Genomic DNA, 18,813 nt, shown 5'->3' with positions numbered 1-18,813 from the left:
ACATCATACAAAAAAGCCCCGCGCCTGCGAACCCCGCGAAGCAGGACTCTGACGGGGGGGCTTTTTCAGAGATGTGGGTCAGGGGTGCACCAACAGCTCGGTCAATTCGCTGACCTGGGCTATTTCGCGCATGTCTTCGGGCATCCCACGGATGCTCCAGGTTTTTCCGGCAGCCTTGGCGTCACGCATGAAACACAGCAACAGCGACAGGCCGACACTGCTGGATTTCTGCACCGCCGAGCAATCAATGACCAACTCGGCGGTACCGGCCGACCTGATCAGCGCCTGGCCCTGCTTGCGCAAGGCCGGGCCGGTGCGGTAATCCAGCACGCCACTGATCAACAACTCGCCGGATTCGCCCAGACGAACGGCCGACTCACTCGCCAACTCACTCATTGCGCCTGCTTCTCTTGAGCATCCTGGGCAACTTCCTTGGCCTTGGCGACTTCACCGGCCCAACCATCGATGGTTTTGTCCAGATCGTTGCCGTTGTGCTGCATCGCATCAGCGAACTGATCGCGGAACAGCTTGCCGATGTTGATGCCATTGATGATCACGTTACGCACCTTCCACTCGCCGTTGATTTTCTCGAGTGTGTAGGACACAGGGTAGACCGCGCCGTTATTGCCCTTGACCTGCATGTCGACACTGGTGCGGTTGCCGCTTTCGTCCTTGGCCGGCGAAACGGTGATGCCCTGGTTGTTGTATTCGAGCAAGGCGTTGCCATAGAACTGCATCAGGCTGCGCTTGAAGTTTTCCTGGAACCGGGTCATCTGCGCAGGGGTTGCCTTGCGTGAGTACTTGACGGTCATGATGCTTCGGGAGATACCGTCGGCATCCACCACGGGGCCGACGATGCCGTTCAGCGCATCATAGAACGCACTCGGATCCTGTTTGTATTGCTCTTTGTTGGCGGCCAGGTCTGCCAGCAGCCGGCTCGTGGTGTCCTGGATGATTTCGTGGGCCGAAGGCGCGGCCATGGCGTTAGCCATCAACGGCAGCGCCGCGAGCAGCACCAACAGGCTACGTCGCAAGATAGAGATCATTCAAAAGCTCCTCATTTGGCGTCTTTGCTAACGGTATTGAGCAGGAATTTACCGATAAGGTCCTCAAGCACCAGTGACGACTGCGTATCGTGGATGGTCCCGCCGTCCTTGAGCAGGGCTTCTTCCCCGCCGACGCTGATACCGATGTATTTCTCGCCCAGCAGCCCAGCCGTGAGGATGGATGCAGTGGAGTCAGTCGGCAGGTTATCCACGCGCTTTTCCAGCTGCAGCGTCACCCGACCAGTGAAACTGTCGCGGTCCAGATCGATTGCCGTGACCTTGCCGATGGTTACACCAGCCATGGTCACCTTGGCTCTGACCGTCAAACCGGCGATATTGTCAAAATAAGCATAAAGTTTATAAGTATCGGTGCTCGCGGTCGGCGCCAGGCCACTGACCCGCAGGGCCAAGAGCAGCAAAGCCAGGATGCCAGCCAGCAAGAAAAGGCCGACACCGATTTCCAGGGTGCGGTTTTGCATCAGAAATCTCCAAACATCAAGGCGGTCAGAATAAAGTCAAGGCCCAGGACCGCCAGCGAGGCGTACACCACGGTCTTGGTTGTGGCACGGCTGATCCCCTCTGACGTGGGCTCACAGTCATAGCCTTGAAACACGGCGATCCAGGTCACCACGAAAGCGAATACGGCACTCTTGATGACGCCATTGAGCACGTCATCGAGGAAGTCGACGCTGTTCTGCATGTTGGACCAGTAGGAACCTTCGTAGACCCCCAGCCAGTCGACGGCCACCCACGAGCCGCCCCAGATCCCCACGACGCTGAATATTATCGCCAGCACCGGCAGGGAAATGAAGCCGGCCCACAGGCGCGGGGCAATAATGTACTTAAGCGGGTCGACACCGATCATTTCCAGACTTGACAATTGCTCGGTGGACTTCATGTTGCCGATTTCAGCCGTCAGCGCCGAACCGGCGCGCCCGGCAAACAGCAGCGCAGTCACCACGGGGCCAAGCTCGCGCAACAGGGTCAGCGCAACCATTTGCCCAACCGCCTGCTCCGAGCCATAACTGGACAGGATGCTGAAACCCTGCAGCGCCAGTACCATGCCGATGAAGATCCCGGAGACCACGATGATCACCAGGGACATCACGCCCACCGAGTGCAGCTGCTTCACCAGCAGACCAAAACCGCCGCCTGTCGAATTACGGCCAAACAGGGCGTGCATCAGAAACAGCGAGGAACGGCCCAGCACGGCCACCACATCAATGCCGGAACGACCGAACAAGCGAACTCTTTCTATCAGTGACTTCTTGCGCATCAGCGCTTCCCCAGCAGATCGGTACGGTAATCCGTGGCCGGAAAATGAAACGCCACAGGCCCGTCCGGATCACCCTTCATGAATTGACGAATGCGCGGGCTGTCCGAATCCTTCAGCTCCTGGGGCGTGCCCTGCCCCAGCACCTGGCCATCGCCGATGACATAGATGTAGTCGGCAATGCTCGCAGTTTCGGCCAGATCGTGGGACACCACGATGCTGGTGATGCCCAGCGCGTCGTTGAGCAGGCGGATCAGGCGCACCAGCACACCCATGGCGATCGGGTCCTGGCCGACGAAGGGTTCGTCATACATGAGAATCTTCGGGTCGAGAGCAATCGCCCGGGCCAGCGCGACCCGGCGCTTCATGCCACCGGACAGCTCGTCCGGCATCAAATCGAGGGCGCCACGCAACCCGACCGCCTGCAACTTGAGCAGGACGATGTCGCGAATCATCTCTTCCGGCAGGTCGGTATGGACCCGCAACGGGAACGCCACATTCTCGAACACATCGAGATCGGTGAACAACGCGCCACTCTGGAACAGTACGCCCATGTGTTTGCGCGCATCGAACAGATCACTGCGCGACAGCTTTGGAAGATTCAGGCCATTGACCCAGACTTCGCCGGCGCTGGGGCGCAGCTGTGCGCCCATCAGCCGCAACAGCGTGGTCTTGCCGCACCCGGAAGGCCCCATGATGCCGGTTACCTTGCCGCGGGGAATGCGGATATCGATATCATTGAAAATGCTGCGCGTCCCTCGCTTGAAGGACAGCCCCTTCAGCTCGACCGCGTAGGCGTTGTCGGCACTCATCTAAACTCCTTGCGATGCAGCCTCACATCCGAATGTCCTGGCCAACCGGCAAACGCCGGACTGCCGGGCACCCGAACCGGCGGCGAACTATATCACTGCAACAGCCAAGCGCCCAAGGCCCAAGCCGGCGCCCGTTCAGTCCGGATACAGGTAAAAAGGCGACACTTTGTATCAAGCCATGTGAATCGTTCGAACAAAGCATGACGAACAAACGTGAGGGAATTGCTCATTGCCGCTATAATCGCCGCCTTTTCATCGGCCCATACGATCTCTGACATGAACCAAACCAGCGACCTGATTCAATCGGCACAACGTACCATTCGCCTCGAGCTTGAAGCCGTACAAGGTTTGCTGCCCCATATCGACGCTGATTTCGTACGTGCCTGCGAGATGATTCTGACCAGCAAGGGTCGGGTGGTCGTGGTCGGCATGGGCAAGTCCGGCCACATCGGCAACAAGATCGCCGCCACCCTGGCCAGCACAGGCACTCCGGCGTTCTTTGTTCACCCGGCCGAAGCCAGCCACGGCGACATGGGGATGATCACCCGGGAGGACATCATCCTGGCCCTGTCCAACTCCGGCTCCACCAATGAGATCATTACATTGCTGCCGCTGATCAAGCGCCTGGGCATCCAACTGATCAGCGTCACCGGCAACCCGGAATCGGCCTTGGCCAAAGCCGCCGAGGTGAATCTCAATGTTCATGTCGAGCACGAAGCCTGCCCGCTGAACCTGGCGCCGACCTCCTCCACCACCGCCACCCTGGTCATGGGCGACGCCCTGGCCGTGGCCCTGCTGGAAGCCAGGGGGTTTACCGCTGAAGATTTCGCCTTCTCCCACCCCGGCGGCGCCTTGGGCCGTCGTCTGCTGCTGAAAGTTGAAAACGTGATGCACGCAGGCCAGGAGCTGCCACAAGTGCAACGCGGCACGCTGCTCAAGGATGCACTCATGGAAATGACCCGCAAGGGTCTGGGCATGACGGTCATTCTCGAAGCCGACGGCAAACTCGCCGGGATCTTCACCGACGGTGATCTGCGTCGCACCCTGGACCACTCCGTCGACATTCACAGCGCGACCATCGAGCAAGTCATGACGCCTCACGGCAAGACTGCCCGCGCCGAAATGCTCGCCGCCGAGGCCTTGAAAATCATGGAAGACCATAAGATCAGCGCCCTGGTGGTGGTCGACGACGAAGACCGCCCGGTGGGCGCCCTGAACATGCACGACTTGCTGCGTGCCGGAGTCATGTAAATGAACACAGACCTGCTGCAACGTGGCAAAGCGATCAAACTGGCCGTGTTCGACGTGGACGGCGTCCTGACCGACGGCCGCCTTTATTTCCTCGAAGATGGCAGCGAATTCAAGACCTTCAACACCCTCGACGGCCAAGGCATCAAGATGCTGATGGCCGCCGGCGTGCAGACCGCCATCATCAGCGGCCGCAAGACCCCGGTGGTCGAGCGGCGCGCAAAGAATCTCGGCATCCCCCACCTTTATCAGGGACGCGAAGATAAACTGGTGGTTCTGGACGAGCTTCTGGGCCAACTCAACCTAAGCTATGAACAGGTCGCCTACCTCGGTGACGACCTGCCGGACTTGCCGGTGATCCGCCGGGTCGGCCTGGGCATGGCGGTGGCAAACGCGGCCGGCTTTGTGCGCGAGCACGCCCACGGCATCACCACGGCGCGAGGCGGTGAAGGTGCGGCTCGTGAATTCTGTGAACTGATCCTGCGCGCCCAAGGTCGCCTCGAGGCGGCTAACGCCGCGTATCTGTGAGCCATTTATGCTGAACAAGAAAATTCGCACCGTCGTGGTGTTCGGCTGCATCGCAGCGATTTTCGCGGCGGTGGGCTATTGGAACATCAGCCCGGAACGCTTCCTCGACCGGCCTGCGGTCAAGGTCCAGGAAAATGATATCGACTGGTATGCGACCAACACGCATACCCTGCAATACCTGCCCGATGGCAAGGTGCAGTATGAAATGACGTCCGACAAGGTCGACCACGTCAAGGCCAGCGAGATCACATTGGTCACCAAGCCAGACCTGAACATGTTTCGCGGCACCGAGTTTCCGTGGCATGTGCAGAGCGAGCGCGCCGAAGTCAATCCCGACGGGACCGAAGTAGAGCTGATTGACTCGGTACGCATCGCCCGGACCGATGAGAAAAACCGCACCACCATCATCACCAGCAGTCGTATGACAGTCTTCCCGCAGCGAGAATATGCGCAGACCGAGCAACCCGTTAGAATCGACGGCGCCGGTGGTGTATCGACCGGCACGGGAATGAAAGCGTATCTGAAGGAAAGCAGGATACACCTGCTATCGAACGTAAGAGGACAGTATGAAGCTCGCTAAAACCCTCCCTATTTTGCTCAGTCTGGGCGCAGCACTGGGAAGCGCGAGCGCCTGGGCCCTCCCGACCGACCGCGACCAGCCTATCCGCATCCAGGCCGACGACGCCCAACTGGACGACAAGAACGGTGTGGCCACCTACAAGGGTGACGTGATCATCACCCAGGGCTCAATGAAGGTCACCGGCAATACCGTGACCATCACCCGTACCCAGTCTGGCGATATCGACGTGGTGACCTCGGTGGGCAACCTGGCCTACTTCGAGCAGATGCAAACCGCAGGCGACACCAAGCCGGTGCAGGGCTACGGGGTGACCATCCAGTATCACGCTGCCAAAGACCGCGTCGTACTGATCGATCGCGCCAAGGTTATCGACAAGGACGGCAACACCACCCAAGGCGAGAAAAATCGTCTACGACACGAACAAAAAGCTGGCCAGCGCCGGTCGTGCCACTGGCAGCAAGGTCACCGAGCAGCGCCCACGGATCGACATGGTCATCTCCAGCCGAAAAAGAAAACCGACGAACAGAAGGCCCCGTAATGGCAACTCTGAAAGCTCAGCACCTGGCCAAGAGCTACAAGAGCCGTCAAGTCGTGCGTGATGTCAGCCTGTCCATCGACAGCGGCCAGATCGTCGGCCTGCTCGGCCCCAACGGCGCGGGCAAGACCACCTGTTTCTACATGATCGTCGGCCTGGTCCAGGCCGATCAGGGCCGCGTACTGATCGACGACCTGGACGTCAGCCACCAGCCGATGCATGGTCGGGCGAAGGCCGGTATCGGCTATCTGCCGCAAGAAGCGTCGATCTTCCGCAAGCTGTCGGTTGCCGACAACATCATGGCGATCCTGGAGACCCGCAAGGAACTCGACAAGGCTGGCCGGCGCCAGGAACTGGAAAGCCTGCTGCAGGAATTCCACATCAGCCACATCCGCGACAACCTGGGCATGAGCCTGTCCGGTGGCGAACGACGCCGCGTGGAAATCGCTCGCGCCTTGGCCACCGCACCGAAATTCATCCTGCTGGACGAACCATTTGCCGGCGTGGACCCGATTTCGGTGGGCGACATCAAGCAGATCATCCACCATCTCAAGGCCAAGGGCATCGGCGTACTGATCACCGACCACAACGTACGCGAGACGCTGGATATCTGTGAAACCGCCTATATCGTCAATGACGGCCAGTTGATTGCCGAAGGCGACTCCGCGACCATCCTGGCCAATGAACTGGTCAAGGAAGTGTATTTGGGCCATGAGTTCCGCCTGTAAGCGAAAAGTGTCTGGTCAATCGCCCCGGCGTCGCTATTTTTATTACGCGACGCCCTAGGCAAACACTTCAGTTTCAGGCATATAATTTGCTTATGTTTGGCGCTTCGGCGCCCTGTAGTGGATGGCGCATGTGCGCCGGCGAATAAGGTGTTAAGCCCCAGCCATGAAACCATCGCTAGTCTTGAGAATGGGCCAGCAGCTGACGATGACACCGCAGCTGCAACAGGCCATCCGCCTGCTCCAATTGTCGACCCTGGACCTGCAACAGGAAATCCAGGAGGCCCTGGAGTCCAATCCGATGCTCGAACGCCAGGAAGAAGGCGACGACTTCGACAACACCGATCCGCTGGCCGATAACGTCGAGCAGAAGACCAACACCGAAATCCCGGAACCGTCCTACCAGGAAGCCGCCCCGACGGTGGATAACCTTGAGGATGGCGAATGGAATGAACGTATCCCCAACGATCTGCCCGTGGATACGGCCTGGGAAGACGTCTACCAGACCAGCGCCAGCAGCCTGCCCAGCAGCGATGATGACGAGTGGGACTTCACCACCCGTACCTCCACCGGCGAAAGCCTGCAGAGCCACTTGCTGTGGCAACTGAACCTGGCGCCGATGTCCGACACCGATCGTCTGATCGCCGTGACCCTGATCGACTGCATCAACAATCAGGGCTACCTGGACGAGACGCTCGAAGAAATTCTCGAAGCTTTTGACCCCGAGCTGGACATTGAGCTGGACGAGATCGAAGCCGTCCTGCATCGCATTCAGCAGTTCGAACCGGCCGGCATTGGTGCCCGCAACCTGGGCGAGTGCCTGATGCTGCAATTGCGCCAGTTGCCCGCCAAGACGCCTTGGCTGGCCGAAGCCAAGCGACTGGTCACCGACTACATCGACCTGCTGGGCGGTCGCGACTACAGCCAGTTGATGCGTCGCATGAAGCTCAAGGAAGATGAACTGCGCCAGGTGATCGAACTGGTCCAGAGCCTCAACCCGCGCCCGGGCTCGCAGATCGAGTCCACCGAACCCGAATACGTGGTTCCCGACGTAATCGTGCGCAAGCACAACGACCGCTGGCTGGTGGAACTGAACCAGGAGTCGATGCCCAAGTTGCGGGTCAACGCCCAATATGCCGGCTTCGTAAAACGCGCCGACACCAGCGCCGACAACACCTTCATGCGCAACCAGTTGCAGGAAGCGCGCTGGTTCATCAAGAGCCTGCAAAGCCGCAACGAAACCCTGATGAAAGTAGCCACCCAGATCGTCGAGCATCAGCGCGGTTTCCTGGAATACGGCGACGAAGCGATGAAACCGTTGGTCCTGCACGACATTGCCGAGGCAGTGGGCATGCACGAATCAACCATTTCGCGGGTGACCACCCAGAAATTCATGCATACCCCACGGGGTATCTATGAACTGAAATACTTTTTCTCCAGCCACGTCAGCACCTCCGAAGGCGGCGAATGCTCGTCCACAGCCATCCGCGCGATCATCAAAAAACTGGTGGCCGCGGAAAATCAGAAAAAGCCGTTGAGTGACAGCAAGATCGCTGGTTTACTGGAGGCACAAGGCATTCAGGTGGCCCGCCGTACCGTCGCCAAATACCGCGAATCCCTCGGGATCGCACCTTCGAGCGAACGCAAGCGGTTGATGTAACAGGCCACGCCACAGCGTTCCAGTGGCAGGTATTTCTGCCTGCCGCTTTATGCACTGGCAACGAAGGAGAAGCTGTATGCAAGTCAACATCAGTGGACACCAACTGGAAGTGACCGAACCTCTGCGCGAATACATCGGCGAGAAACTCGAACGATTGGAAAGGCATTTCGACAAGATCACCAACGTGCAAGTCACGATGAACGTCGAGAAGCTGCTGCAGAAAATCGAAGCCACGCTGCATATCCCCGGCGGAGAAGTGGTTGCCAACGCTGCACATGAAGACATGTATGCCGCGATTGACCTGCTGACCGACAAGCTGGATCGCCAACTCAAAAAGCATAAGGAAAAGACCCAGAGCCTCCTCCAGGGCGCAACCGGTCGTTAACCCCCCTAATCCATGATCCGACTAGAACTCATCCTGACCCCCGGCCGTTCCCAGGTGAACGTGCCGGGTGGCAGTAAAAAGAAAGCCCTCGAACAAATTGCCAACCTGATCCACCGCGAGGTGCCGGATCTGGAAATGCAGGACGTCTTCGAGGCCCTGTTTGCCCGTGAAAAACTGGGCTCCACCGGGTTTGGCAACGGTATCGCCATTCCCCACTGTCGCCTCAAGACCTGTACAGCGCCGATCAGTGCGCTGTTGCACCTTGAAGCGCCCATAGATTTCGACGCCATCGACGGCGCACCGGTCGACCTGCTGTTCGTACTGCTGGTACCGGAAGCGGCGACCGATGCGCACCTTGAGCTGCTGCGCCAGATTGCCAGCATGCTGGACCGCAAGGAAGTGCGCGAGAAATTGCGCAGCGCAGAGAGCAACGAAGCCTTGTATCAGGTTGTCCTGGACGAGCAGAACGGTCATTAAACATGCGCATGATCATTGTCAGCGGACGCTCCGGCTCCGGTAAAAGCACGGCGCTTAACGTGCTTGAGGACAGCGGCTACTATTGCATCGACAATCTGCCCGCCGGCCTGCTGCCGGAGTTGGCCGAGCGCGCCCTGATCCATACCGAGCTGGCTCAACCGCTGGTGGCAGTGTCCATCGATGCACGTAATCTGCCGAGCCACCTGTCGCGCTTCCCCGAACTGCTCGCGGAAGTACGCAACCGGCACATCCAGTGCGATGTGCTGTACCTGGATGCCGATGAGGAGACGCTACTCAAGCGCTTTTCCGAAACCCGCCGGCGTCATCCCCTGAGTAACGCGAGCCGCTCCCTGGCCGAAGCCATCCATGACGAAAGCCAACTGCTGGGGCCGATCGCCGACCTGGCGGACCTGAAGGTCAACACCACCCACCTGAATCTGTATCAACTGCGCGACACCATCAAGTTACGCCTGCTGAACCAGCCGGAACCGGGGACGGCGTTTCTGGTGGAGTCGTTCGGTTTCAAGCGCGGAATGCCAGTAGACGCCGACCTGGTGTTTGACGTGCGCTGTTTGCCCAACCCCTACTGGAAACCGGAATTGCGCGAGCAATCAGGGCTCGACCAGCCGGTGGTCGACTACCTGGCCGCCCAGCCGGATGTCGAGGAAATGTACCAGGATATCTCCAGCTACCTGCTCAAATGGCTGCCGCGCTTTGCCGCGAGCAACCGCTCCTACGTCACGATAGCCATCGGCTGTACCGGTGGCCATCACCGCTCCGTCTACCTGACCGAACGTTTGGGTCAGCTCCTGCAACAGTCCCTGAAGAACGTCCAGGTTCGCCACCGCGACCTCAGCTAAAGGATTCACATCGCGATGCCTGCTCTGGAAATTGAAATCATCAACAAGCTGGGCTTGCATGCCCGCGCGTCCGCCAAGTTCGTGGGTGTGGCAGGTCAGTTTCCTTGCGACATCGTCGTGGGCCGTGATCCTGAGAAAATGATCAACGGCAAAAGCATCATGGCGATGATGATGCTGGCCGCCGGCCAAGGCACCAAAATCCATCTGCGAACCGAAGGGGAACAGGAGCAGGAGGCGCTGGATGCGCTGGTAGCACTGATCAACAACTACTTCGACGAAGGCGAGTAACCTTCAGGTCCGAAGCAGATTCATTGTGGCGAGGGGATAAATCCCCTCGCCACAGGGCTTCTCTAAATATAAAAAAGGCGCGTCATCCGCTTGGATGACGCGCCTTTTTTACTGCGATGAAGGTCAGCTACCCGCCACCGTCATTCGCTCGATCAACACCGAGCCGGTGCGGATGTTACTGCGCAGTTCCAGGTCGTTACCCACCGCCAGTATCTGCTTGAACATATCGCGCATGTTACCGGCGATGGTCACTTCCTGAACCGGAAACTGAATCTCCCCGTTCTCGACCCAGAACCCCGCCGCGCCGCGGGAATAGTCCCCGGTGACCATGTTCAGGCCATGGCCCATCAGTTCTGTCACCAGCAGGCCACGGCCCATACGACGCAGCAAGGCCGCCTGGTCCTCTTCGCCATGGGTCACGAACAGGTTATGCACGCCACCGGCATTGGCGGTGCTGGGCATGCCGAGCTTGCGACCCGAATAGGTGCCGAGGATGTAGGACACCAGTTCGCCATTCTCCACGAATGGCTTGGCGTAGGTGGCCAGGCCGTCGCCGTCGAAGGCCGAGCTGCCCATGGCCTGCATCAGGTGCGGACGCTCATCGATGGTCATCCACTCCGGGAACAGTTTCTGGCCCAGCGCGCCTTCGAGAAACGATGATTTGCGATACAAATTACCGCCGGACACCGCTGACAGGAAGCTGCCGAACAACCCGCCGGCCAACTCGGCGGCAAACAACACTGGCACTTCACAGGTCGGCACTGGCCGCGCGCCCAAGCGGCTGGCCGCCCGTAGCGCGGCTTTCTGGCCGATGCTCACCGGGTCCGCCAGCAATGTGCCCTGGCGGTTCACGTCGTACCAGTAATCGCGCTGCATCTGGCCGTTGGCTTCGGCGATCATGACGCAACTGAGGCTGTGGCGGGTCGATGCATAACCGCCGATAAAACCGTGGCTGTTACCGTATACGCGGCAGCCCTGATGGGTATTGAGGGTCGTGCCATCGGCGTTCTTGATTCGAGCGTCGGCGTCGAAGGCCGCCGCCTCACAGCGCAACGCCTGCTCAATGGCCTGTTCCGGGGTGATGTCCCAGGCGTGGAACAGATCGAAGTCTCGCAATTCCTTGCACATCAGCGCGGCATCGGCCAGGCCCGACGCTTCGTCTTCGGAGGTGTGCTGGGCAATCGCCAGCGCAGCGGCGACGGTTTCACGAATGGCCTCAGGACCACTGGCTGACGTGCTGGCCGAGCCCTTGCGCTGACCGGCGTACAAGGTGATGCCGAACCCCTGGTCGCGATTGAACTCGACGGTTTCCACCTCGCGCTGGCGTACCGACGTCGACAAGCCTTGTTCCAGGGACACCGCCACCTCACACGCACTGGCGCCCTGTCGCTTGGCTTCGGCAAGGATCTGCTCGACTTGTTCCTGCAGTGCCGGCAATGCTTGCGGGCCGACGCTCTGAACTGCACTCATGGTGTTCTCCACTCAAATTCTGCTTTCGGTCAGGGTTTGTACGAATAGTGCCTTCGCGACTTTGCGTACAAACCTGAGGCCTTCGAGCGACCGGGCCGGACAAGCGGCCCCCGACTGGTTATCATGGCGGCGTTTCTTTGCGGACTGCCACCATGGTTGATTCTTACGACGACTCCCTCTACGAGGGTGAAAAAAGCAAATCCCAGGTCAAACGCGAGCTGCATGCTCTGGTTGACCTCGGCGAGCGCCTGACAACACTCAAGCCTGACTTGCTGGCCAAACTGCCCCTGACCGACGCCTTGCGCCGGGCCCTGGCCGATGCGCCCAAGCACACCGCGAATATCGCGCGTAAACGGCACCTGCAATTCATCGGCAAACTGATGCGCGACCAGGATACTGACGCCATCCTGGTTCTGCTCGATCAACTCGATGCCTCCACCCGGCAGTACAACGAACGTTTCCATGGCCTGGAGCGCTGGCGCGATCGCCTGATCGCGGGCGATGACGGCGTGCTGGAAAAGTTCGTCATCGACTACCCGGAGGCTGACCGTCAGCAATTGCGCTCCCTGATCCGTCAGGCCCAGCACGAACTGGCGCATAACAAGCCACCGGCCTCGAGCCGTAAAATCTTCAAGTACATTCGTGAACTGGACGAGACTCAACGCGGCCTGCGCTGAGTAACGACCGTGGGTGGAGGCCTCGCACTCCACCCAGCGCTCCCGTCATGCGCCCGTGCCACCCACGGTAATCGCATCAATCTTCAAGGTCGGCTGACCGACACCCACCGGCACCGATTGCCCGTCCTTGCCGCACGTCCCCACGCCGCTGTCCAGCGCCAGATCGTTACCGACCATCGACACCTTGCTCATCGCCTCCGGCCCGTTGCCGATCAGGGTCGCACCCTTGACCGGTGCGGTGATCTTGCCGTCTTCGATCAGGTAAGCCTCACTGGTGGAAAACACGAATTTGCCGCTGGTAATGTCCACCTGGCCGCCGCCGAGGTTGGCGCAATAAATACCCTTTTTCACCGAAGCGATGATTTCCGCCGGATCGCTCTGGCCGCCCAGCATGTAGGTGTTGGTCATGCGCGGCATCGGCAAATGCGCGTAAGACTCACGGCGACCATTGCCGGTGCGTGCCACGCCCATCAGGCGGGCGTTGAGCTTGTCTTGCATGTAGCCCTTGAGCACGCCGTTCTCGATCAGGGTGGTGCACTCGGTCGGGGTGCCTTCATCGTCGACGCTCAGGGAGCCGCGACGCCCGGCCAGGGTGCCATCATCGACAATGGTGCAGAGTTTCGAGGCGACCATTTCGCCCATGCGCCCGCTGTAGGCTGAGCTTCCCTTGCGGTTGAAATCACCTTCAAGACCGTGGCCCACCGCTTCGTGCAGCAGCACGCCGGACCAGCCGGAACCCAACACCACCGGCAATGTACCGGCCGGCGCCGGGATCGCCTCAAGGTTGACCAGTGCCTGGCGCAGCGCTTCGCGGGCGTAGCCCATGGCGCGGTCTTCGCTGAGGAAATAACGATAATCAGTGCGTCCGCCGCCGCCGTGGCCGCCGCGTTCGCGACGACCGTTCTGCTCAACGATCACGCTGACATTAAAACGCACCAGTGGCCGGACGTCCGCCGCCAGACCACCGTCGGTGGAGGCCACCAGAATCCGTTCCCAGACCCCGGCCATGCTCACTGATACTTGCTGGATGCGTGGATCGAGGGCGCGAGTGGCGACGTCGATGCGCTTGAGCAGCTCGACCTTTTCGGCGCGACTCATGACTTCAAGCGGGTTGTCCGGCGCATACAGTTGCGCCACGTCCTGGCTGCTGAAAGCCTGTACCTTGCCGTTCTGCCCGGCCCGGGAGATCGAGCGAGCAGCACGGGCTGCGGCGCCCAGTGCTTCAAGGGTGATGGCGTTGCTGTAGGCGAAGCCGGTTTTTTCCCCGGACTGGGCGCGAACACCCACACCCTGGTCAAGATTGAAACTGCCTTCCTTGACGATGCCGTCTTCCAGCGACCAGGACTCGGATATCTGCCCCTGGAAATACAGATCGGCAGCATCGATGCCCGGGCCGGCCAAGTCGCCCAGCACGCCTTGCAGGCTTTCGAGGGTTACGCCGCCGGGGGCTAAAAGGTGTTCACTGACTGAGGACAACAACCCGCTCATATGTTCTACGCCTTGAATTCGTCGTCTTGGACAGGCCGCTGTCGAGCGCCCTGCGAGAAAAAGCGCCGATGGCTGGCCACCGGCATGCGCGTCCGGATGGACGCCTGTTCAATGCTGTCGCGCTCGGCCAGCAGCACCGCTTCGCCTTGATCCTGTTGAGCCAGTACGCGCCCCCAGGGGTCGACAATCGCTGCATGGCCAAAGGTTTCCCGTGGCCCCGGATGCATCCCGCCCTGGGCGGCTGCCAGCACATAACACTGGGTCTCGATGGCCCGGGCGCGAATCAGTACCTCCCAATGGGCGGCGCCGGTCACTGCGGTAAACGCCGAGGGCGCGGTGATCAGTTCAGCCCCGGCGGCGCGCAGCTCGCTATAGAGTTCCGGGAAACGCAAGTCATAACAGACCGTCAGGCCAACCCGTCCTACGGGTGTATCGGCCACTACCACGTTGTAGCCATAAGCATAGTCATCGGACTCGCGATAACGCCCGCGATTGTCCGCCACGTCCACGTCAAACAGGTGCAGCTTGTCGTAGCGCGCGACGATCTGGCCCTGATCGTCGATCAGCAACGAACAGGCATGCACCCTGGCGTCCGGTTGGTCCACCGGCGGCAACGGCAACGTGCCGGCCACAATCCATAACTTGAGGTCACGGGCGGCCTGTTTCAACCAGGGCAGGATCGGCCCCTGACCAAAGGCTTCGGCACGACCAATGTCTGCCACATCCCGCCGGCCCATGGCCGCGAAGTTTTCAGGCAGCACCGCCAGCCTTGCGCCGCCAGCGGCAGCCTGTTCCAGCAGCACACGAGCGCGGGCCAGATTGGCGAGCACATCGCTTTGGCTGACCATTTGAATCACTGCCACTGGCATGAAGCGTCCCTCTTTTTTATCCTCACCCAAGGTGGCTGTGGGAGCAAAGCTTGCTCGCGATGAGAAAGGAGTTGGCGTCGAACTGTCAAAACGGCTTGTCGAAGGTAATCTTCGGCTCTTTCCACGGGCCCTTTACGTCGTATCTTACGCTGGCAAAACGCGCTACGCGGTCGCCAATCAGTTTGTCGATCAGAAACAACGCCCCGCCCACCGCTGGCGCGCCGACAATCAGCGCTGCAATCGGCAGGTTGTTGGTCACCGGCAGCGTCACCTGCAACTTGGCGTCGACCCGGTCGGCGACCATGTCCAGAGTGCCGTTGAGTTCCAGGTTACTTGACGGCCCTGTCAGGGTGATGGGTTCACGGGTCACGTAGACACCGTCACTCGCCACCAGCAGTCCCTTGACCCGATCGTAGCTCAAGCCTTTGCCGAACAGGTCGGAGAAGTCCAGGCGCAAGCGGCGGCCGATGGAGTTGAAGTTCAGCAGGCCAAATACCCGCAGCGCCTGGGCGCCACCTTCCAACTCGACGAACTGGCCCTTGCTCAGCGACGCATCGAGGTTGCCGGAAAAACGCTTGGTCGCGACCCACGCCGGTGAGCCGGGCCAGCGACCATCGACGTCCAGGCGGAATTTCTCGCTGGTCACGCTCGGCGCGTAGCCCCAGCCCTTGAGCACATCGGCCAGGTTCTTGCCACCGATGCGGCCCTTGTACCAACTGCTGGTGGAACCGGGCACGCCTTCCCAACCGCCATTGCCGCTCAAGACCATGCCCTTGAGCCCCATGTCCAGGCTGTTCAGCGTAATCCCCTTGCCTGTCGGGCGCACCTTCAACGACCAGGCACCTATGAGGTCAGGCCCCTGGAACAACTGGTCGATGGCAATATCCATGGCCGGGATCTTGCTGGGGTCGACCGAGGCCAGCGGGTCCGGTGCGTTTTCGTCGGCCTGGACCGTCGGATCGGCGGCCGGCAGGCGAATGTAGTCAAGCTTGATACCGATCGGCGCGGCCTTCGCGTCCGGCAGACTGGCGGTGCCCTTGGCCTGCTGGCTGGCGAGCCGCAAAGCCCAGGCGTCGGGCTTGCGGTCCAGTTGCACTGAAGCCCGATCCAGGGTCGTGCCCATGGCAGTGAGCTTGCCGATGTTCAGATCGACGCTGCTAAGCAGTTGTTTGGCGCTCCCGCCCGGATCCTGCCCTGCATACTTGCCCACCAGATCCTGCCACGGACTCACATCCAGCTGCGACAGCGTCCCGCGCAGGCGCAGACCCTTGCCGCCTGGCAAAACCGCATCACCGTTCCCGAGCAAGAGCTCACCGCGACCGTCTGCAACCTGTCCGCTCGGCGCTGCGTAAGTGAAGCTGGCCAGGTCGCCATAATCCACCCAATAACGGCGCTCCGCGCCTTGCAAGGTCATGCGAAATACCGTGTCACGCCCGGCATCGGCCGCCAACCCGAAGGGCGCGGGCAGATCCACGGTCACGCCCTTGAGACTGGAACTGACCGACAGTTGGCTGTCGGCGCCGTCAAGGATCACCTGTAGCTGATACGGCACCACGCCTGCCACCGGCAATGGCTGGGTAACCTTCAGCCAGTCAGTGAGTTTCTTGACCTCCACCTGTCCAGAGGCGGCCACCCGTGTAGTCAGTTCACCGGAACGGCCTTCGGCAAAAATCTGCGCGGTCACGGGCCGGTCGAACGCCCGAGCCGCGATATTTTTACCGCTCAACCCTTTGTTGCTGTCGAAACGGAAATCGCCCTTGAGCTGGGTCAGCTCCAACTCCGGCTCGCTGAGCTTGAGCCTGGCCTTGTCGGTCTTGAAGTCCACCAGGATCTTCGGTTGTTCGCCTTTAGCCAACGGAATATCGAGCTTCACACTGCCTTGCAGATCGCCCTCGCCTTCCCAGCCGGCGAACGTCTCGGCCGTGCCAATCGGCGCCGTCTGCAGGATTTTCAAACCGTCGCCCAAGCCACCGGCAAACTCGCCGTCCAACAACAGATGGGAATTCTGGCCGGTGGGGACATGAGGGATGTTCACCGACACATTCCTGACCTGGGTGTCCAGCAACTGCCCCTGGCTTGCAAAGATGCGCACGCCGCTGTCTTCGACGAAAACATCACCGCTGACCTTGCTCACCGAAGGCCAACCCGGCTGGAAGGCCAGCTCGGCATCATGCACCTTGAAAAACAGACTGATGCTGCGGGCCGCGTCTTCGGCGCCGTGGTTCAGCGAGCCTTGGTACTGGAAAAAACCCTGATCCACCGCGCCCTTGACGATTGCCGTGCGCAGCCACTCGTCCAGTGCCGGACTCAGGCCGGCGGGCAAATACTTGGCGGTATAACGTCCGTCGCCATCCACCAGGCCGACCCGCAAGTCCATGTAGTCTTCCTGGCTGTGGTCGAAATGCAGGCGGATCAGGAAGTCGCCAGCAATCCGGCCCTCCTCCCCCAGCACCTTCAGGTACGGCGCTATCAGCGTGAAACCTTGCTTGTCCAGCTTCCAGGTCAGCCGGGCGTTGGCCTGCAAGTATTGCCAGGGCTTGGCGAAGATCGGGTCCAGATGCAGGGAAAAATCCTTGCTGTCCATGCGCAGTTCGCCGCCACCGAGGTCGCCGCTCAGACTCCCGGACACATTGCGCGCCGCCGGGGCGCCGCGATAGGCATCAAAGCCCACGGTGTCCAGGTTGGTGGCGAAACTGACCTTCTGATCACCGCTGTTCTGCGGGCGGTAGTCCACCAGCACATTGCGCAGGCCACCCGTGAACTTGAGCCGGTCAATCGCCGTGGCAACGCCTTCGGGCAACGGCGCCAGGGCATGGATCAACGGCGTAAGCGGCGTGAGGTCGAGGCGATCAGCCTGCACGTGCCAGCGTTCTTCGGTTTTTTCGCTGGCGTTGTTCTGTTGCAATTGCAGGCGCGATTCCCAACGGGTTTCGCCCAGGCTCATTGCCAGGGAATCGAAGGTCGCGGTGAATCCCTGGCTACTGCGCTGAAAATACCCGTTGAGCGCCAGGTTATGGATCTGCACCGGCTTGCGCTCGGCATACGCGCCCTGGATGTCCGGCGCATTCAGTCGAATGGCCGCGCTTTGCACGGTGCCTGCCCCCCAGCTCAGCCAGAGCTCTGCGCCAGCCTTGATCCGGGAAAAATGCCATTGCTGCGTCAGGCGTTCCGGCAGCCATTTGGCCCAATCGCTTTGCGGCAGGCTCAGGTAGACATCGGCCTGGCCGTTCTTCCAGTCGCTGGCGCGGATACGGGTGCGCAGGTTGATCGCGACGGGCTGGCCGTCAGGCAGGGTCAGTCGTGCATCCAGACGCTGACGGGCGACCCCGGAGCGCAGACTCAGGCCAACGTAGGTCAGGGTCAGCGGCGCTTGCTCCAGCGGCTGCAAGGTCACCTGGCTGTCGAGCACCGACAGCTTCGAGATCATCTGCATGCGTTCGAGCAGTTGCTGGGGATCCAGTGGCTGATCGTCCTGCACCGGCAGCCCCTCCAGGGCCCATTTGCCGTCTGCGCCTTCCTTGAGGCTGATCTTCAGGCCGCTGAGCTCCAGGTGAGCAATGCGCACCTGACGCGCCACCAGGCTGCCCCACAAGTCCGGCACGGCCCGCACCTGATCCAGGTGCAAGGCATTGGCGCCGTCGCCGATCACCACGTCGTGGGCCAGCAGGATGGGCGCCAGGGCGCTCCAGCTACCGTCCAGGCTCCCGATATGCACGGGGATGCCCAATGCTTCGCTGGCGCGGGTCTGGACTTCGGCGCGGTATTCGGCCACCAGCGGAGCCAGTTCCCGGCCGAGGCTGACATACAGTGCCACCAGCACCAACAGCAGCGCGCACAGGCCCAGGCCCCAACGGGTCAGCACGGCCAAAATGCGTGTCAGACGCTCCATGTC

General features: G+C 60.6%; 19 protein-coding genes and 1 pseudogene. 11 read left to right on the top strand and 9 right to left on the bottom strand.

The annotated features are described in order from the left end of the window. Positions 1 to 78 precede the first annotated feature (78 nt). The 5 genes from PSH57_RS04490 to PSH57_RS04470 are packed head-to-tail and all read right to left on the bottom strand — an operon-like array spanning position 79 to position 3,131. Positions 79 to 396: an STAS domain-containing protein gene (locus PSH57_RS04490; RefSeq protein ID WP_305388053.1), complete on the bottom strand. Its 318-nt coding sequence runs from the start codon at positions 394 to 396 to the stop codon at positions 79 to 81. Further along, on the bottom strand, positions 393 to 1,046 hold the full coding sequence (locus tag PSH57_RS04485) for an MlaC/ttg2D family ABC transporter substrate-binding protein (protein ID WP_305388052.1): 654 nt from the start codon (positions 1,044 to 1,046) through the stop codon (positions 393 to 395). The genes PSH57_RS04490 and PSH57_RS04485 overlap by 4 nt, the downstream gene beginning before the upstream one ends. Positions 1,047 to 1,057: 11 nt before the next feature. After that, complete coding sequence (mlaD, locus tag PSH57_RS04480) at positions 1,058 to 1,525, bottom strand: outer membrane lipid asymmetry maintenance protein MlaD (RefSeq protein ID WP_047228660.1); 468 nt, start codon at positions 1,523 to 1,525, stop codon at positions 1,058 to 1,060. After that, complete coding sequence (gene mlaE, locus PSH57_RS04475; protein WP_305416385.1) at positions 1,525 to 2,322, bottom strand: lipid asymmetry maintenance ABC transporter permease subunit MlaE; 798 nt, start codon at positions 2,320 to 2,322, stop codon at positions 1,525 to 1,527. The genes mlaD and mlaE overlap by 1 nt, the downstream gene beginning before the upstream one ends. Continuing rightward, positions 2,322 to 3,131 carry an ATP-binding cassette domain-containing protein gene (locus PSH57_RS04470; RefSeq protein WP_305388051.1) on the bottom strand — a complete coding sequence of 270 codons (810 nt, stop codon included), beginning with the start codon at positions 3,129 to 3,131 and terminating at the stop codon, positions 2,322 to 2,324. Before PSH57_RS04470 ends, mlaE begins: the two co-directional genes overlap by 1 nt. A 276-nt stretch (positions 3,132 to 3,407) precedes the next feature. On the opposite strand from PSH57_RS04470, the gene PSH57_RS04465 reads away from it, so the two are divergent. From PSH57_RS04465 to PSH57_RS04420, 10 genes and pseudogenes are all read left to right on the top strand, one after another. Further along, positions 3,408 to 4,382 (top strand): KpsF/GutQ family sugar-phosphate isomerase, encoded by a 975-nt coding sequence (locus tag PSH57_RS04465; RefSeq protein WP_305388050.1) that lies wholly within the window; start codon positions 3,408 to 3,410, stop codon positions 4,380 to 4,382. Beyond that, entirely contained in the window at positions 4,383 to 4,907 is a 525-nt protein-coding gene (locus PSH57_RS04460; protein WP_047228664.1) for a KdsC family phosphatase, read from the top strand. It begins immediately after the preceding gene. A gap of 7 nt (positions 4,908 to 4,914) precedes the next feature. Continuing rightward, positions 4,915 to 5,487, top strand: a complete 573-nt coding sequence (lptC, locus tag PSH57_RS04455) for an LPS export ABC transporter periplasmic protein LptC (protein WP_305388047.1) — start codon at positions 4,915 to 4,917, stop codon at positions 5,485 to 5,487. Then, a pseudogene (gene lptA / locus PSH57_RS04450) lies at positions 5,474 to 6,025 on the top strand (lipopolysaccharide transport periplasmic protein LptA). Before lptC ends, lptA begins: the two are co-directional and overlap by 14 nt. After that, positions 6,025 to 6,750 (top strand): LPS export ABC transporter ATP-binding protein, encoded by a 726-nt coding sequence (lptB, locus tag PSH57_RS04445; protein WP_047228667.1) that lies wholly within the window; start codon positions 6,025 to 6,027, stop codon positions 6,748 to 6,750. The pseudogene lptA and the gene lptB overlap by 1 nt, the downstream one beginning before the upstream one ends. A 163-nt stretch (positions 6,751 to 6,913) precedes the next feature. After that, the gene (locus PSH57_RS04440; RefSeq protein ID WP_305388044.1) at positions 6,914 to 8,407 is read left to right on the top strand and encodes an RNA polymerase factor sigma-54; all 1,494 of its coding nucleotides are present in this window, start codon (positions 6,914 to 6,916) and stop codon (positions 8,405 to 8,407) included. A gap of 76 nt (positions 8,408 to 8,483) precedes the next feature. Then, entirely contained in the window at positions 8,484 to 8,792 is a 309-nt protein-coding gene (gene hpf, locus PSH57_RS04435; protein WP_047228669.1) for a ribosome hibernation-promoting factor, HPF/YfiA family, read from the top strand. 12 nt (positions 8,793 to 8,804) lie between these two features. Next, positions 8,805 to 9,269, top strand: a complete 465-nt coding sequence (ptsN, locus tag PSH57_RS04430; protein WP_305388043.1) for a PTS IIA-like nitrogen regulatory protein PtsN — start codon at positions 8,805 to 8,807, stop codon at positions 9,267 to 9,269. A 2-nt stretch (positions 9,270 to 9,271) separates the two neighbouring features. Beyond that, a complete protein-coding gene (rapZ, locus tag PSH57_RS04425) occupies positions 9,272 to 10,129 on the top strand; it encodes an RNase adapter RapZ (RefSeq protein ID WP_305388042.1) in 858 nt (285 codons plus the stop codon). Between the two features lie 15 nt (positions 10,130 to 10,144). Further along, a complete protein-coding gene (locus tag PSH57_RS04420) occupies positions 10,145 to 10,417 on the top strand; it encodes an HPr family phosphocarrier protein (RefSeq protein WP_305388041.1) in 273 nt (90 codons plus the stop codon). A gap of 123 nt (positions 10,418 to 10,540) precedes the next feature. On the opposite strand, the gene pmbA is transcribed toward PSH57_RS04420, so the two are convergent. Then, entirely contained in the window at positions 10,541 to 11,887 is a 1,347-nt protein-coding gene (gene pmbA / locus PSH57_RS04415; RefSeq protein ID WP_305388040.1) for a metalloprotease PmbA, read from the bottom strand. Positions 11,888 to 12,039: 152 nt separating this feature from the next. Here pmbA and yjgA point away from each other — a divergent pair, with 152 nt between their 5' ends. Beyond that, positions 12,040 to 12,564, top strand: coding sequence for a ribosome biogenesis factor YjgA (gene yjgA / locus PSH57_RS04410; protein ID WP_092394115.1), 525 nt, complete (start codon positions 12,040 to 12,042; stop codon positions 12,562 to 12,564). Positions 12,565 to 12,609: 45 nt separating this feature from the next. Here yjgA and tldD read toward each other — a convergent pair whose 3' ends face one another. The 3 genes from tldD to PSH57_RS04395 all read right to left on the bottom strand — a co-directional run bounded on the left by tldD (position 12,610) and on the right by PSH57_RS04395 (position 18,810). Next, on the bottom strand, positions 12,610 to 14,052 hold the full coding sequence (gene tldD / locus PSH57_RS04405) for a metalloprotease TldD (protein ID WP_256232484.1): 1,443 nt from the start codon (positions 14,050 to 14,052) through the stop codon (positions 12,610 to 12,612). A 5-nt stretch (positions 14,053 to 14,057) separates the two neighbouring features. Beyond that, complete coding sequence (locus tag PSH57_RS04400) at positions 14,058 to 14,921, bottom strand: carbon-nitrogen hydrolase family protein (RefSeq protein WP_305388037.1); 864 nt, start codon at positions 14,919 to 14,921, stop codon at positions 14,058 to 14,060. Positions 14,922 to 15,006: 85 nt separating this feature from the next. Next, a complete protein-coding gene (locus PSH57_RS04395; RefSeq protein ID WP_305388036.1) occupies positions 15,007 to 18,810 on the bottom strand; it encodes a YhdP family protein in 3,804 nt (1,267 codons plus the stop codon). Between the last annotated feature and the right edge of the window lie 3 nt (positions 18,811 to 18,813).

This window comes from Pseudomonas hefeiensis, from assembly GCF_030687835.1.
In the GTDB taxonomy this organism is placed as follows: domain Bacteria; phylum Pseudomonadota; class Gammaproteobacteria; order Pseudomonadales; family Pseudomonadaceae; genus Aquipseudomonas; species Aquipseudomonas hefeiensis.
The sequence above is the reverse complement of the archived record's forward strand: the minus strand, read 5'-3'. Positions and strand labels throughout refer to the sequence as shown.

Coding starts and splice junctions, on each gene's coding strand:
- PSH57_RS04420 (WP_305388041.1), top strand. CDS start 10,145: ATGCCTGCTCTGGAAATTGAAATCATCAACAAGCTGGGCTTGCATGCC.
- PSH57_RS04485 (WP_305388052.1), bottom strand. CDS start 1,046: ATGATCTCTATCTTGCGACGTAGCCTGTTGGTGCTGCTCGCGGCGCTG.
- pmbA (WP_305388040.1), bottom strand. CDS start 11,887: ATGAGTGCAGTTCAGAGCGTCGGCCCGCAAGCATTGCCGGCACTGCAG.
- mlaE (WP_305416385.1), bottom strand. CDS start 2,322: ATGCGCAAGAAGTCACTGATAGAAAGAGTTCGCTTGTTCGGTCGTTCC.
- tldD (WP_256232484.1), bottom strand. CDS start 14,052: ATGAGCGGGTTGTTGTCCTCAGTCAGTGAACACCTTTTAGCCCCCGGC.
- PSH57_RS04395 (WP_305388036.1), bottom strand. CDS start 18,810: ATGGAGCGTCTGACACGCATTTTGGCCGTGCTGACCCGTTGGGGCCTG.
- lptB (WP_047228667.1), top strand. CDS start 6,025: ATGGCAACTCTGAAAGCTCAGCACCTGGCCAAGAGCTACAAGAGCCGT.
- PSH57_RS04460 (WP_047228664.1), top strand. CDS start 4,383: ATGAACACAGACCTGCTGCAACGTGGCAAAGCGATCAAACTGGCCGTG.
- PSH57_RS04470 (WP_305388051.1), bottom strand. CDS start 3,131: ATGAGTGCCGACAACGCCTACGCGGTCGAGCTGAAGGGGCTGTCCTTC.
- PSH57_RS04400 (WP_305388037.1), bottom strand. CDS start 14,921: ATGCCAGTGGCAGTGATTCAAATGGTCAGCCAAAGCGATGTGCTCGCC.
- PSH57_RS04465 (WP_305388050.1), top strand. CDS start 3,408: ATGAACCAAACCAGCGACCTGATTCAATCGGCACAACGTACCATTCGC.
- ptsN (WP_305388043.1), top strand. CDS start 8,805: ATGATCCGACTAGAACTCATCCTGACCCCCGGCCGTTCCCAGGTGAAC.
- yjgA (WP_092394115.1), top strand. CDS start 12,040: ATGGTTGATTCTTACGACGACTCCCTCTACGAGGGTGAAAAAAGCAAA.
- hpf (WP_047228669.1), top strand. CDS start 8,484: ATGCAAGTCAACATCAGTGGACACCAACTGGAAGTGACCGAACCTCTG.
- PSH57_RS04490 (WP_305388053.1), bottom strand. CDS start 396: ATGAGTGAGTTGGCGAGTGAGTCGGCCGTTCGTCTGGGCGAATCCGGC.
- PSH57_RS04440 (WP_305388044.1), top strand. CDS start 6,914: ATGAAACCATCGCTAGTCTTGAGAATGGGCCAGCAGCTGACGATGACA.
- mlaD (WP_047228660.1), bottom strand. CDS start 1,525: ATGCAAAACCGCACCCTGGAAATCGGTGTCGGCCTTTTCTTGCTGGCT.
- lptC (WP_305388047.1), top strand. CDS start 4,915: ATGCTGAACAAGAAAATTCGCACCGTCGTGGTGTTCGGCTGCATCGCA.
- rapZ (WP_305388042.1), top strand. CDS start 9,272: ATGCGCATGATCATTGTCAGCGGACGCTCCGGCTCCGGTAAAAGCACG.